The sequence below is a fragment of the Streptomyces sp. NPDC002088 genome, assembly GCF_040296605.1.
GTDB lineage: Bacteria > Actinomycetota > Actinomycetes > Streptomycetales > Streptomycetaceae > Streptomyces.
On the sequence record NZ_JBEOXO010000049.1, the window covers coordinates 1 to 12,948 of the forward strand.

The following is a 12,948-nucleotide window of genomic DNA, read 5'->3' on the forward strand; positions in this document are numbered from 1 at the left end:
GCGATGATGGCGATCGCGGCCGTACTCGCGGTGGTGTCGGCGCTGTGGCCGGTGGAGTACGACCGGATGGGGCTGGCTGCTGCGCACCCGCTGGAAGTGCCTGGCGGGGACGTGGCGGACCGCGTATGGGAGTACGCCCAGTACAGCTACCTGCTCTTCCAGATAACTTCGTGCTGTGGACTGTCGCGATCGTGGCGCGGATCCGCCGCGCCCGCGGCGACGAGGCGCGCCAGATGCGCTGGCTCGTGTTTGCGGTGGTCGCGGCGATCGTGTTGCTGGTGGCCGGCTTGCTGGCGTTCGGCAGCCCGGTGCCGGGCCTGCTCGCGCTCCCATTGATCCCGGTCGCCGCCGGGTTCGCGATTCGGTGTCTGCCCGGCCCCTGTGGTCGGGCAGCTCCGTACCCCGTCGAGAACCGCGGATCTGGAGCGCCTCCGGGCGGTGTACTGGCGCCGTCCCATCTGGCCGACCTTCGAGCACCTGGAGGCCGACGACGCCCGTTACGCTGCCGCACAGGTCCGCTACGGACTCGGCGGCATCCTCTACGCCCTCAAAGGCCCCCTGTGGGTGAACCACCCCCTCCGGGAGGCCGCCGCGGACTACAAGCCCGCCCAACTCGCCGTCGCCCAGCGCCTCGGGCTGACCGTACCGCCCACCCTGGTCACCAACGACCCGGACAAGGCCCGTCAGTTCACGGCCGCGTACGGCCCGGTCATCGCCAAGACGCTGCGGTGGACGCCGTACGAACGCGACGGCGTCCCCATGACCTCATGGGCCGAACCGGTGGCCACCGACGAGATCGACGACACCCTCCGCGCCGCCCCGCACCTGTTCCAGGCCCGCGTCGAAAAGGTCGCCGACCTGCGGGTGTTGATCGTCGGCCGCCGGGTCTTCGCCGTCCGGATCGACTCCGGCCTGTTGGACTGGCGCACCGACTACGACGCACTCTCGTACAGCGTCGTCGACCTCCCCGAGCGCCTGGTGAAATCCCTTCGCGGCGTCCTGGAGCACTTCGGCCTCGCCTCCGGGTCCTTCGACCTCGCCCTGGACAGCGAAGGTGAATTCCACTGGTTGGAGCTGAACCCGAACGGCCAGTGGGGTTGGCTGGAGGAGAAGACCGGCCTGGAGATGTCCGCCGCAATTGCAGATCTGCTGATCCAAGGAGAACTTGATGGACACCGCCCCTGAACGCCGTGCGCTCGCCGACCGGCTGACCACGTCCGGAGTCCTGCGCCGGGATTCACCGTGGCGGTCGGCGGTCGAGGCCGTACCGCGCGAACTGTTCCTGCACCCGGGGGTGTTCCTGCCGGTCGACGGCGAACGCTGGCAGCCAGTGACCGCGCTCGGCACGCCCCCCGAAGGAGTGGGCACAGATCGCCTACCGCGACGAGTCGCTGGCCACTCAGCTCGACGGCCACCTCACCGCCGACGAGGCAGACACCCCCGTGACCGGCGTACCCACGTCGTCGTCCACCACCCCCACCACCGTCGTCGGCATGCTCGAACATCTCGACGTCGCCGACGGCCACAACATCCTCGAAATCGGCACCGGCACCGGCTACTCCACCGCCCTCATGTGCCACCGCCTCGGCGAGGACAACGTCACCACCATCGAGGTCGACCCCCAGGTGGCCGCCCGCGCGGATGCCGCCCTCGAAAAGGCCGGACACTCCACCTGGACCGTGACCGGCGACGGACTCCTCGGCCACCCCGCCCGAGCGCCCTACGACCGCGTCATCGCCACCTGCGCCGTACGCCGTATCCCGTACGCCTGGGTCCGCCAGACCAAGCCCGACGGCATCATCCTCGCCACGGTCGGCTCCTGGCCCTACGGCACGGGCCTGGCCAAGGTCACCGTGAACGACGACGGCTCGGCCCAGGGCCGGATCATCGGCCGCTCCTCATTCATGCACGCCCGAGCGCAGACCCTCGTCCCGCTGGCCGGGGATCTCTCCGCCCGCACCGCCTACGCGGACACCCAACGTCCCGCCAAGATCCCGCCCGCCCTCCTGGACGAGTGGATGCCCTCCTTCCTGGCCCAGCTCACCGCCCCCGGCGCACAGCTGGTTCGTGCCACAGCCGGCGACGGTACGCAGAATCCGTACCTCTTCGACGCCGAGCGCGAGTCGTTCGCCGCGTTCACCAAGGACACCTCCGGCTGGACCATTCGCCAAGGCGGCCCCGTGGCCCTGTGGGACGCCGTCGAGGAGACGCTGACCGCCTGGCAGAACGCCGGAAGCCCCGACATCGCGAGCGTCCGCCTCCACATCACCAAGCAAGCACACACCTACTGGATCGGCGGACAGCAGATCACCACCAACGGCCGAAACCACTGGATCGGCGACCAGCAATCCCTCCGGTGGGAACACCGCCTCATCTGACCCCGCACCCCAGCAGCACCCCGCCTTCTCCCCCGTGGAGGGGCGAAGTTCTCGCTCCAGAACTCGGAAGGGAGTTACTCCCTCGCAGATCACCCCGAACCAGGCCCTCCCTGCACCGAGGCATCGCCTGGGGGCATTTGGGGGCGACCCGGGGGTGCCCCTCGGTGCCCATGAGAGCGCAACTCCGCCCCGTCCGCGACACGCTCCCACCTCGGCGGACGGGAGCCCCCAGTGGCCCGCTGACGGTGATCTGGTGTTCGCGGGCGGCTCGTCCCAGGTGGACCAGAAAGGCGTAGCCGCCGGCGACCAGGTGCTCGGCAGGCAGCAGCCCACGACGCGCCAGGCAGGTGTGAATGCCGGGCAGGGCCTGGCCGTCGTTCGTGGCAGCCGAAGTGGTGGCCACGTACCAGATCACGTTGGCGCTGTTGGAGGCACACGTCTGGGTGACATACGCGGCGAACTGCTTCCAGCTGATGATGTGCCCGTGACGACGTAACGCGCCGTGGTGTCGTAGGCGGAGACGATTGCCAAGGAGGAGGGCGACAGACCGCCGTCGTCGGCGGTGCGCCAACGCAGACGGCCTGCCGCGTCGCGGTAGTAGTTCTGCACGACGATCTGCCGCAGCGCCTCGAGTCAAGCTTGGCGTGCCAGTACGGCGGCAAGGCCGGCCACACTCGAGGGAGACACCCTGTGATCACTGGATATGTCATCGGCGAGAGCCTGCGAACCAGAGCGGTGTTCGATCCGCACGGCCTGCAGATCCGCAGGATCAGCCGGCTCGACGTCTCATCGAGCGCGGCCGCCACCCAGCCATCCGTCTGAACATCGTCGAGTACGAGACCGACACCAACGACGTCACCGGCCTCGCCGAGGCACTCGCGGCGTCCCTGGAGGCGGAGAAGGGCTGGTACTCCGACTTCGCGGACGGTGACGTACGCGTGGTCGTCTTCGCCGGCAAGGTCTTCCGCTATCGGCGCGGCGACGAGACGGGCCGCGCCGACGCGATCGCGTACGGCCGCTCCGTCGGCACTCCCGAACACCAGCTCGACTGGCGGGAGTGACATCGGGCTGCGGTGAGCAAGCGGCGTCATGCGAGACGTCACCGTGCGTGTCACGCCCGGATTCCCAGCGCCGGGAGTACCGTCTCGGCCACTCGGTAGGCCTCCTCCAGGAGCGGGTTGCCCGAGAGGATGAAGGTGTCGACACCGAGGTCCTCGTACTCCTTGAGGCGCTCGACGACCTGGGACGTGGAGCCGACGACGGCGGTGCCGGGGCCGGGCCGGAACAGGCTCATGCCGGGCCAGAGGTTCGGATGGACCTCGAGTTCACGCGCGCGTGCCGGGACCCTGCCGCCGTGCTGGCGGAACTGGCGCTGCCAGCCGACGCCGTCCTCGCCCGCCCTGTCGCCGAGCTGGCGCGCGTAGGTGGCCTCGCTGGTGACGTCGAGGAGCCGGTCGGCGGCGGCCCACGCCTCGTCCTCGGTGTCGCGGACGATCAGGTGCAGCCGCAGCCCGATGCGCAGGGTTCGCCCGTATGCGGCCGCGCGCTCGCGTACCCGGTCGAGCTTCTCCTTGAGCAGGTGCGGCGGTTCGCCCCAGGTCAGATAGACGTCGACGTGCTGGGCGGCCATCTCGATGCCGGGCTCCGATGAGCCTCCGAACCAGAGCGGGACGTGCGGGGCCTGCACCGGTTTCAGGTCGCGGAACGACGCGCCCGCGTTCTTGAGGTCGTAGAAGCGGCCCTTGTGGTCGAAGATCTCGCCGGCGGTCAGCCGCTTCACGATCGACCAGTATTCGGCGCTGAGTTCGTAGCGCTCGTCGTGCTCGACCTGGAGGCCGTATTCGCGCAGGGTCTTCGTCGAGCCGTTGACGACGTTGAAGCGCAGCCGGCCGCCGAAGAGGGTGTCGAAGCTGAGCGCCATCTTGGCGAGGAGCGTCGGGGAGATCAGGCCGGGGTGGACGGCGAGCAGCGGTTTGAAGCGGGTGCTGGTGGTGGCGGACAGGGCGCTGCCGAGCGGCCACACGTCGTACAGGTCGGTGGCGAGCAGCGCGCCGGTGAAGCCGAGGCGTTCGACGGCGCCGGCGAGCTGTTGGAGGTAGCCGAGGTCGACGGGCCTGCGGCCAGCGGGCTCCCAGGGGTAGGCGCCTTCGCGCGGAATGATGTACCAGAGGACTTCGGAGGCCATGTCACGTACTCCTCAGGCCTTGTGGGCGACGGCACGGGCGACCCTCACCGGGCGCTCGATGAAGCCGGTGCGGAGGAAGATGTCTGCGGCCTCCTGCTGTTCGGCGAGGAACGCGTCGCTCACGCCCTCTATCCGCCAGGGCAGCGAGCGCAGAGCAGTCTCCCAGTCGTCCGCGGTGCCGCCCTGGTGCTCGGCTGCGATCTCGGCAGCCTCGCGCGGGTGTGTCTCGGCCCAGGCGTCGGCCCGGTGCAGGGCCCGGGTCAGCGCCTCGACAACCTCGGGCCGCTCCTCAGCCAGTTCCCTGCGGGCGAAGAAGACCGAGCGGTCGGTGATGACGTCGTCGGTGGGCACGAGCACGCGGAGGCCTCCGGCACGGCGTGCGGCGGCGAGCTGCGGGCCTTGCGCGACCCAGGCGGCGACCTGCCCGGAGCGCAGCAGCTTCTCGCTGTGCTCGTCGCTGCGTACGGCGGTGATGTCGACGGCGTACGAGAGTCCCGCGTCGTCGAGCGCCTTGGCGATCAGATGGGTCTGCCAGGAGCCGATCGCGAGATGGACGGTGCCGCCCTTGAGATCGGCGACGGTGCGCACCGGGCCGTCCTCGGTGACGAGGAGCGCGCCATGGTCGGGGCGCGGCGCCGAGACAGCCGTGTAGACGATGTCGTGCCCGGCCGCCTGGGCGGTGACGGGCGGAGTCGAGCCCGTGCCGCCGAAGTCGATCACGCCCTGGGTGAGGAGCTCTCCGGTGCGGACGCCGTTGGTGTAGGTGTGGAAGGCGGCCGTCTCGCCGACGGCGGCGAGTTCTTCGGCCGCGTAGTCGAGACGCGAGAGGTAGTACAGGGACGGGTTGCTGTTGTGCACGCCGATGGTGATGGTCATCAGATCACTCCGGTCTTGGGATGGTCGGCAGGCTCGGCGAGGTGCACGCCGAGATCGTTCAGGAGTCGTCGGCGCAGGGCGGTGAAGGCGGGGTCGCCCGGATCGCGCGGGCGGTCCACCGTGACGGGCTCGTCGGTGACGAGCCGGCCGTCGCGCAGGACGCAGACGCGGTCCGCGAGGCGTACGGCCTCCTCGACATCGTGTGTGACGAGGAGCACGGCGGGACGGTGCACCTGGCACAGCTCCCCGACCAGGTCCTGCATCTTGAGACGGGTGAGGGCGTCGAGGGCGGCGAACGGCTCGTCGAGCAGGAGGAGTTCGGGCTCACGGACGAGGGCGCGGGCGAGTGCGACGCGCTGCGCCTCGCCGCCCGAGAGGGTGGCGGGCCAGGCCCGGGTATGCCGCTCGAGCCCGACTTCGTCGAGGGCGCGCCGCCCGCGCTCCGCCTGGCCGCGCGGCAGCGCGACGGTCACATTGGCAAGTACCCGCTTCGAGGGCACGAGTCGGGGTTCCTGGAAGACGATGGTCCGGGCCTGAGGGACCAGGACCTCTCCTCCGTCGGAGCCGTCCAGGGCCCCAAGGATCCGCAGCAGCGTGGTCTTTCCGCTGCCACTCGCGCCGAGCAGCGCCACGAACTCGCCTCTGGCGATGGTGAGGTCGAGCCCGTCGAGTACTGCTCGCTCCCCGAAGACCCGTCGCAGGGCGCGGACTTGTACGGCGGTGCTCATCGGCCCGCCCCCTGTCCCGCTGTACGCCAGGGCATCAGCACCCGTTCCAGAAGCCGCACGATCCCGTCGGCGATCAGGCCGAACAACCCGTATACGAGGATGCAGACCGCGAGGATGTCGGTGCGGGCGTAGCTCTGCGCCTGGGCCATCAAGTAGCCGATTCCGGCGGTCGCGTTGATCTCCTCGGCGGCGATCAGCGCGATCACGCTGAGGGTCATGGAGAGCCGGAGACCGGCGAGCAGCGACGGCAGGGCGCCGGGCAGGACGACCTCGCGCACGATCCCGAGCCGGCTCATCCCGAAGCTCCTCATCGCCTCGACGAGTTTGCGGTCGGTGTTGCGCACCCCGCTGGAGGCCGAGACGTACATCGGAAAGGTGGTGGCGACGGCGATCAGCAGGATCTTGGCGATCTCGTTGATCCCGAACCACACCATGAACAGCGGGACCAGCGACAGGAACGGGATGGTGCGCAGGGTCTGCAGCGACGAGTCGAGGAGTTCGTCGCCCAGGCGTGTGAAGCCGGTGGTGATACCGAGAGTCAGGCCCGCGGTCACGCCGATGAGCAGCCCGATTCCGGAGCGGGTGAGCGAGGTGGCGAGCGCGTCGGGCAGCTGGCCGTTGCCCCACAGCTCGCCTGCGGCCCGGACGACGCCGGCGGGTGACTCGAGGACGTCGGGGGTGAGCACGCCGGTGGCGGAGGCAGCCCACCACAGGGCGAGCAGCACCAGCGGGCCCAGGGCGCGTACCGTCAGCGAGTACGTCCGGGAGCGGGGCCGGCGCACGGGAGCGCGCGGGACGACCAGTCCCTCGTGATCCGGTCCAGCATGGGTCGGCTCTTCAGGAGCCGGTTCGTCGTGGGCCGATCCTTTGTGGGTCAGCTCTTCATGGGTGGCCGTCACGACAGCTTCTCGACGTCGATGAGGTGGGCGGCGATGTCGACCTCGGTCCGGGTCACCTTCTGCTCGGCGTAGAAGCGTGCGACGTCCTTGAAGCGCTTGATGTCGGCGTCGCTGATGGCGTCGACGGTTCCGCCCTTGCCGGTGAACTCGATCTGGATGCGCTTGGCCTCGCCGTTCAGCGCCTGGGGTCCGGCGTCCGTGTTGACGTTCAGGTACGCAGCCGGGTCCTTCTTCTCCTTCGCGCTGCCGTCGTGCAGGTAGTCGTAGAGCGCCTTGACGACCTCGGGATGCTTGTCCGCGAAGCCGGTGCGGACCGCGGTGAGGCTGTAGTTGTCGGAGCCGATGGCCTGTCCGTCGGCGATGAAGTGCGCCTTGCCGGTGCCGAGTTCGGCCACGGAGTACGTCGCCCAGACGGCCCAGGCGTCGACCTTGCCCGCGTTGAAGACGGCGGCGGTCTGGTCGGGACGAAGATAGACCCGCTCCACCTTGCTCGCGGGGATCCCCTCCTTGGCGAGGGCCTTGAGGAGCAGGTACTCGCCGGTGCCGCCCTGGTTGACGGCGACCTTCTTGCCTACCAGGTCCTTCACCGAGTCGATGCCGGAGCCGCCCTTGGCAAGGATGCCCTCTCCGAGGGGGTCCGGCTCGGTGGCCGTGAAGAACTTGAATCCGGGGGTCTGTGTGAGGGAGGTGATGCCAGAGGTGATGGAGCCGGTGGCGATGTCCAGCTGGTCCGCGTTCAGGGCCTGGGCCGCGGGTGCGAAGGGACCGGCACTGCCGGTCCAGGCGACTTTGGCGTTCACTTTCGACAGGGCCTTGGCGAGGGAGCCGTCCTTCTTGCCGAGGGCAAGCACTCCGGCGTTGCCGGGGTCCGGGATGCGGACGGTGACCTCGTCCTTCTTGGCTCCGGTGTCGGCCTCCGAGGTACCGCAGCCGGTGAGGGCGGCGAGCGCGGCGACGGAGGCGAGCAGGGCCGGGGTGATTCGGTGGATGCGCATGGCGGGTCCTTATGTGTCCGTTCTGGACGGGGCGACGGAGGGGTGGAGACGGGCGCGTCGCAGTGGCTCGGGGTCGGCCCAGGCGCGCACGTCGACGGGTTCGGGAAGGAAGCCGTGCACACGCAGGGCGTGCTCCTGCTGGGCGAGCAGGGTGAGGCGTTCCTCCGACAGATCGGGGTGGAGGGTGCGGTGCGTGCCGGGCCGGTAGGCGCCCTGAACGCCCTCGGCGCCGGCTCCGGTCTCGGCGCCGAGGATGCGGGCGACGTCCTCCGGCCGGTCCGCGGCCCAGTCGGCGGCGTGCAGCAGCACCGCGAGGAAGCGGTCGACGAGGTCGGGGTGGTCATCGAGCAGACTCTGGTGGACGGTGATCGGTCGCGGGGTGCCGTTGTTCACGCGGTGCCTGCGGTCGGGCAGTTCGTCGAGTTCGACGGCGACCTCGACACCGGCACGCCGGGCCGCTTCGACTGCGAGTGCGCCCTTGACGTACACCGCGTCCACGTCGCCGCGCCGCAGCGCTTCGAGTTCCGCGGCCCACTGCCCCGTATGACCGTCCGCCGGTACGTCGACGAGCGCGGCGTCATCCAACGTGAGTCCGGCGGAAGCGAGCGCGCCCTCGAAACCGCGCAGCGCCATGGCCCGCCAGAAGTCGACTGCGATCGTGTGCTTGGGCACGGCGAGGCGCTGACCGCGCAGAGCTGCGGCGTCGCGTATGCCGGAGCCCGGTGCGACGAGGATCGTCTGTCGTTCCTCGATCCATGTGAGACCGATCAGGCGGGTGGGCTCGCCGCTCGAGCGGGCCCACAGCGCGGGCACGTTCCCGCCCTCGCGGAACAGTCCGGGCAGGGCGTGCGTGTAGTGGGTCTGCCTGGTCGTGGCGCCGATGTCGGGTGCCTCGTCCTGCAGGGACCGTACGGTGATGCCGTCGGGTGCGAACTCCGCCGTCAGCCAGCGCCGGTCGGCGGCGATTCCGGTCGCGGTGGGCACGGGACAGCGGGTGAACCACAGCGTTTCGGGCACAGGGGTATGCGTCATGGACTCTTCCAGGAAGGTCTTGTCCTCGCAGCGGGCGAGGCGGTGAAGGCACGCGGTCGGCTGGCGCGGCGGCCGCCGTGACGCGGCCGGACCGTACGAGGGCTCAGCGACAGGACATGCTGGAGACGCGCCCCAGGTCGATGTGGCGGCGCGCGGTGAAGGCAGGCGGAGCGGCGGCGTCGGACATCGCACTACTCCCTTCCTGCGGCTTCCCGTCGGACGGCCCGACGGAGTGAACGCAGCCTGACATGGGCTCGGATGCTCCGGCAAGTCGCTTGCCATGATGTGGGAACGAGTGTGAACGGAGCGTTTCAGAGAAGGACTTGGACCTCTTCGGTATGCCGTAATGTGGGAATCTCCGGGCCTGAACCGGTGCCGATCCGGAGGCGGAACCGGAGGCGGAACCGGAACCGAACCGGAGCCGAAAACGGAACAGGAGCCCGCCCCGGAGCCGGAGCTATGGGAGGACCCACGCATGACCCAGGCCCCGCCGCCAGGCGCGCAGGCGGTACGGCGCGCCCTCGACGTCCTGCACTGTTTCCACGACAACGCCCCCGATCTCAGCGCCTCGGAGATCGCGCGCCGCCTCGACCTCTCCACGTCGACCGCGCACCGGCTGGCCCGCACCCTGCTCGGCGCGGGCTTCCTGGAGCAGGACGCGCGAACCGCCCGCTACCGGCTGGGGCCCGCCGTCACCGAACTGGGCCGCCTCTCTTACCACCAGCGCGGACTTCACCTGGTCTCACCCGAGCTGGCCGATCTGGCCCAACGCACCGGCGCAACGGCCGACTTGGCTCTGCGCAGCGGTCCACATGCGGTGATCGTGGCGGGCGGGTCCGTCACGCCGAAGGTGGGCCTGCGCAGACCGTTGCACTCCACAGCACTCGGCAAGGTACTCCTCGCCTGGCCCCGCCCCGGCGAGGGTGGTGCGGAGTCTCTGCCGGCGCTGCCCGCGTTCACGGACCGCACCATCGTCGAGCCCTCACGTCTCGCAGAAGAGTTGGAACGGGTGCGCAGCGACGGGCACGCCCTCAACGACGGCGAGTCGGCGTACGGAATCCGCACCCTCGCCATACCCGTACTCGATCACGCGGACTCCGCGCGCTTCGCACTGGCCGTCCGCGCCACACCGGACGTCATCACGGCGGACCGCATGGACTGGTTCCTCACCCAGGCCCGCGCATGCGCCCGCGCCCTGGAAATACTCCTGCTGCCTCCGTCCGAGCGCAGATCCGCGGTCATGCCATGAGGGCACCGAACCGTTCCGGGGCCGACGGGGACTCCGGAGTGCCCCGGCGCTTCCGGTTCGCCTGCATCCCAGAACCGGCCGAGACTCCGTCGGTGGCTTGGTCGTAGACGTCATGCGGGGCTTCACCGTGGCGGCCTGTGCGTTCGCGCGGGGAACCGAGAGGCTCCGGTCGTGTTCTCGTTCTGGTCGCAGGCCGTTGCCGGAGAGCAAGATCGTCTGCCATGTCGTTGGTCGCGGTTGCGAGGATTCCCCGGCGTGAGCGGGGTGCCCGTCCCTACGATCCGGGCGGGAGGTGCGTCAGGTGTAAGCCAGGGATACGGGACCGGACCTTCGTGAGCTGATCACGGCCCTGCCGGGCTGAACTGGAGGCGCGGGCTGAGAAGTTGAGCCAGCAGCTTCAAAAGGTGCGCGACGAGCTGGAGGAACTCGCTGTTGCCGAGAGGGTCGCGCGCCGGCTGGCCGAGCAGGTGACCGTGGAAGCGGAGCGGGAAGGGGACGCTTCCGCGGGCTGCCGGGCAGGTCGCGGGCCATGTGGTGCTGCTGGTACCGCAGCGGGAGCGCGGCATGGACGAGACGGTCCTGCCCGGGAACTACCAGCGGATCATGGAGGTGGTGCGGTGGGCGGATACGCCGGTCACGGTCAAGCAGGTCTGCGGCGAGCCGGGGATGTCCACCGAGCCGGCCCGTGCGGAGGCGTTGCGTTCGAAGCTGAACCGGCTCGCCGAGCGGGGCTGGCTGCGCAAGCCGGCCGACGGGAAGTTCACCACCACGCTGCGAGCGCGCTTTTGTCGCGGTATGCGGCCCTGGCCGTAACTTCGGTGCCCCTGGCGGCAGTTAATAGATGAGCCCTTCTCGGTAACGTCTCATGACGGTTCGTGATCTTCGTTCAGCTGGTGCCGCCGTGTTCCATCTGGAGCAGGACGAGAGCGGCGAGGGTGATCCGGATGATCGCCTTGGGATCGAGGCTGACCCTGCACAGAGCCTTGAAGGTCACCTTGAGCAGGGCGTTGGCGCGCTCGGCCACGCCGTGGACGCCTCGGATGACGGAGTTGAACGCCTTGACCTCGTCAGTGAGTTCGCCGCCCTTGGGTTTTCTGACCGGCTCGCGGAGGCCGGCCCCGGCGTTCTGGTAGCCGAGGTCGGTCAGGGTGGGGATGTCGAGGGTGTCGGCGAGCCTGTTCAGGGCGGCGATCAGGCCGTGGGTACGGGCGCAGGTGGTGTCGTGCTCGCGGCCGGGCCGGACCGGCGAGCCCCAGAGCGGCCAGCCGTCGGATGCGGAAATGACCTGGACGTTGCCGCCGTGGCGCTTGTGCTTGCCCGACCACCACAGGTCTGCCTTGTTCGGGCCGGGGGGCGGCGACGCAATCGGTACGGATGACGGTGCCATCGAGGTTAAGGTGTGTAAAGTCGGCCGCGGTCGCGCGCTCCAGTGCGGTGGACAGGTCCGGTGCGTGGTCGGCAAGCACGGTCAGCCCTTCGTAGAGGTAGCGGTAGGCCGTCGGGACGGAGATCCAGTTGTCGCGGGCGAGTTGAGTCAGCCGGGTACCGTCCAGGAACCAGCGCAGGATCAACACGCTCTGTTTGAACGGCCCCAGGGCGCGGGTGCCCTTGCGGGTCCCGAGACGCTCGCGGTGTTCGAGCAGCAGCTTCGCGAGGGCCTCAGCAGTGGCCCGGCTGACATCGAGCACGCCGGTGTAGGTGATACTGGTCAATGCGTGAAGCCTCTCGGTACCCGGAACCTGTTCTTCGCAGACCTGTTCCTACCAGGGGCTTCTCGCGTATCTGATGCCAGGTCAAGCCCGTCTGATGTCCCTAGTCAAAAGGATCTCGGATCTGTCGGACGGGCGGCATACTCTGAGCACCGTCCGCACTATCTGGGAGAGTCATGACAAGTAGGTTCACCGAGTTGGCCGTTGACTGCCATGATCCGGAGAGGCTCGCGGCCTTCTGGTGCGAGGTCTTGGACTTCAAGGTGATCGACCGGAGCGAGGGCAAGGTCGAGATCGGCTCCTGGGTGCCGACCGTCGAGGATGTTCGGGCCCGCCAGATGCCGCCCACCCTGCTGTTCATCCAGGTGCCCGAGGGCAAGACCGTGAAGAACCGGCTTCACCTCGACGTCAGCCCGATCGACGGCAGCACCGAGGACGAGGTAACCAGATTGCTCGGCCTCGGCGCCACCAAGACGGATGTGGGCCAGGGCTCAGACCGAAACTGGGTGGTCATGGCAGACCCCGAGGGCAACGAGTTCTGCGTCCTACGCACCCTGGCACCGCAGAACTAGACCGCGAGCGGGCACCCGCACCCCGTCACACACCGCAACTATCACGTTGCCGAGAAGACCTCACTCAAAGACGGGTTCGGGGTACTTCTGAGAATCGTTTGTGACAACATCCGGGGCATGACGGCCCCTCAAGAAGCCTGTCATTTTCGGAGTCGGCTGCGCTGATGTCCGAAGTCACCTGCGCGCGTCCGTGAATTGACCTCTGAAGGAGCTCGGGGCGACGCCCGCCGATGTGGGCCGGGGCGACGCTCCCTGGACGGTGATGGCCGACCCGGAAGGCGCGGGTTATGCACAGCCGGTTGACCTGCGGCGACTGGATTCGTTG

12 protein-coding genes and 4 pseudogenes are annotated in these 12,948 nt (G+C 69.2%); 8 read left to right on the top strand and 8 right to left on the bottom strand.

Features of this window, described 5'->3' with window-relative positions; genetic code table 11:
- Positions 1-354 precede the first annotated feature (354 nt).
- The 4 genes and pseudogenes from ABT114_RS47700 to ABT114_RS47715 form a co-directional block, all read left to right on the top strand.
- Positions 355-1,185: pseudogene (locus ABT114_RS47700) on the top strand (MvdC/MvdD family ATP grasp protein); the annotation flags it as partial.
- A pseudogene (gene tgmC, locus ABT114_RS47705) lies at positions 1,169-2,378 on the top strand (ATP-grasp peptide maturase system methyltransferase). The pseudogenes ABT114_RS47700 and tgmC, both read left to right, overlap by 17 nt.
- Positions 2,379-2,731: 353 nt before the next feature.
- On the top strand, positions 2,732-2,866 hold the full coding sequence (locus tag ABT114_RS47710; protein ID WP_351152924.1) for a hypothetical protein: 135 nt from the start codon (positions 2,732-2,734) through the stop codon (positions 2,864-2,866).
- A gap of 156 nt (positions 2,867-3,022) precedes the next feature.
- Positions 3,023-3,439 carry a hypothetical protein gene (locus ABT114_RS47715; protein ID WP_351152927.1) on the top strand — a complete coding sequence of 139 codons (417 nt, stop codon included), beginning with the start codon at positions 3,023-3,025 and terminating at the stop codon, positions 3,437-3,439.
- Positions 3,440-3,489: 50 nt separating this feature from the next.
- On the opposite strand, the gene ABT114_RS47720 is transcribed toward ABT114_RS47715, so the two are convergent.
- The 6 genes from ABT114_RS47720 to ABT114_RS47745 form a co-directional block, all read right to left on the bottom strand.
- Positions 3,490-4,563 carry an LLM class flavin-dependent oxidoreductase gene (locus ABT114_RS47720; protein ID WP_351152929.1) on the bottom strand — a complete coding sequence of 358 codons (1,074 nt, stop codon included), beginning with the start codon at positions 4,561-4,563 and terminating at the stop codon, positions 3,490-3,492.
- A gap of 12 nt (positions 4,564-4,575) precedes the next feature.
- A complete protein-coding gene (locus tag ABT114_RS47725; RefSeq protein ID WP_351152931.1) occupies positions 4,576-5,439 on the bottom strand; it encodes an ABC transporter substrate-binding protein in 864 nt (287 codons plus the stop codon).
- Positions 5,439-6,167 carry an ABC transporter ATP-binding protein gene (locus ABT114_RS47730; protein WP_351152933.1) on the bottom strand — a complete coding sequence of 243 codons (729 nt, stop codon included), beginning with the start codon at positions 6,165-6,167 and terminating at the stop codon, positions 5,439-5,441. Before ABT114_RS47730 ends, ABT114_RS47725 begins: the two co-directional genes overlap by 1 nt.
- Positions 6,164-6,970, bottom strand: coding sequence for an ABC transporter permease (locus tag ABT114_RS47735; RefSeq protein ID WP_351153009.1), 807 nt, complete (start codon positions 6,968-6,970; stop codon positions 6,164-6,166). The genes ABT114_RS47730 and ABT114_RS47735 overlap by 4 nt, the downstream gene beginning before the upstream one ends.
- 92 nt (positions 6,971-7,062) lie before the next feature.
- Positions 7,063-8,061 (bottom strand): NrtA/SsuA/CpmA family ABC transporter substrate-binding protein, encoded by a 999-nt coding sequence (locus ABT114_RS47740; protein WP_351152934.1) that lies wholly within the window; start codon positions 8,059-8,061, stop codon positions 7,063-7,065.
- A gap of 9 nt (positions 8,062-8,070) precedes the next feature.
- Positions 8,071-9,093 carry an ABC transporter substrate-binding protein gene (locus ABT114_RS47745; RefSeq protein ID WP_351152937.1) on the bottom strand — a complete coding sequence of 341 codons (1,023 nt, stop codon included), beginning with the start codon at positions 9,091-9,093 and terminating at the stop codon, positions 8,071-8,073.
- A 475-nt stretch (positions 9,094-9,568) separates the two neighbouring features.
- On the opposite strand from ABT114_RS47745, the gene ABT114_RS47750 reads away from it, so the two are divergent.
- Positions 9,569-10,342, top strand: coding sequence for an IclR family transcriptional regulator (locus ABT114_RS47750; protein WP_351152940.1), 774 nt, complete (start codon positions 9,569-9,571; stop codon positions 10,340-10,342).
- Positions 10,343-10,683: 341 nt separating this feature from the next.
- Here ABT114_RS47750 and ABT114_RS47755 read toward each other — a convergent pair whose 3' ends face one another.
- A complete protein-coding gene (locus ABT114_RS47755; RefSeq protein WP_351152943.1) occupies positions 10,684-10,908 on the bottom strand; it encodes a hypothetical protein in 225 nt (74 codons plus the stop codon).
- Here ABT114_RS47755 and ABT114_RS47760 point away from each other — a divergent pair.
- Positions 10,907-11,155: a hypothetical protein gene (locus ABT114_RS47760; protein WP_351152946.1), complete on the top strand. Its 249-nt coding sequence runs from the start codon at positions 10,907-10,909 to the stop codon at positions 11,153-11,155. The genes ABT114_RS47755 and ABT114_RS47760 overlap by 2 nt on opposite strands.
- A 73-nt stretch (positions 11,156-11,228) precedes the next feature.
- Here ABT114_RS47760 and ABT114_RS47765 read toward each other — a convergent pair.
- A pseudogene (locus ABT114_RS47765) lies at positions 11,229-12,054 on the bottom strand (HARBI1 family protein).
- A 173-nt stretch (positions 12,055-12,227) separates the two neighbouring features.
- On the opposite strand from ABT114_RS47765, the gene ABT114_RS47770 reads away from it, so the two are divergent.
- Entirely contained in the window at positions 12,228-12,623 is a 396-nt protein-coding gene (locus ABT114_RS47770) for a VOC family protein (protein WP_351152949.1), read from the top strand.
- 202 nt (positions 12,624-12,825) lie between these two features.
- Positions 12,826-12,903 (top strand): annotated as a pseudogene (locus tag ABT114_RS47775) (VOC family protein); the annotation flags it as partial.
- Positions 12,904-12,948: the final 45 nt, after the last annotated feature.

Coding starts and splice junctions, on each gene's coding strand:
- ABT114_RS47710 (WP_351152924.1), top strand. CDS start 2,732: ATGCCGGGCAGGGCCTGGCCGTCGTTCGTGGCAGCCGAAGTGGTGGCC.
- ABT114_RS47720 (WP_351152929.1), bottom strand. CDS start 4,563: ATGGCCTCCGAAGTCCTCTGGTACATCATTCCGCGCGAAGGCGCCTAC.
- ABT114_RS47725 (WP_351152931.1), bottom strand. CDS start 5,439: ATGACCATCACCATCGGCGTGCACAACAGCAACCCGTCCCTGTACTAC.
- ABT114_RS47730 (WP_351152933.1), bottom strand. CDS start 6,167: ATGAGCACCGCCGTACAAGTCCGCGCCCTGCGACGGGTCTTCGGGGAG.
- ABT114_RS47740 (WP_351152934.1), bottom strand. CDS start 8,061: ATGCGCATCCACCGAATCACCCCGGCCCTGCTCGCCTCCGTCGCCGCG.
- ABT114_RS47745 (WP_351152937.1), bottom strand. CDS start 9,093: ATGACGCATACCCCTGTGCCCGAAACGCTGTGGTTCACCCGCTGTCCC.
- ABT114_RS47750 (WP_351152940.1), top strand. CDS start 9,569: ATGACCCAGGCCCCGCCGCCAGGCGCGCAGGCGGTACGGCGCGCCCTC.
- ABT114_RS47760 (WP_351152946.1), top strand. CDS start 10,907: ATGGACGAGACGGTCCTGCCCGGGAACTACCAGCGGATCATGGAGGTG.
- ABT114_RS47755 (WP_351152943.1), bottom strand. CDS start 10,908: ATGCCGCGCTCCCGCTGCGGTACCAGCAGCACCACATGGCCCGCGACC.
- ABT114_RS47770 (WP_351152949.1), top strand. CDS start 12,228: ATGACAAGTAGGTTCACCGAGTTGGCCGTTGACTGCCATGATCCGGAG.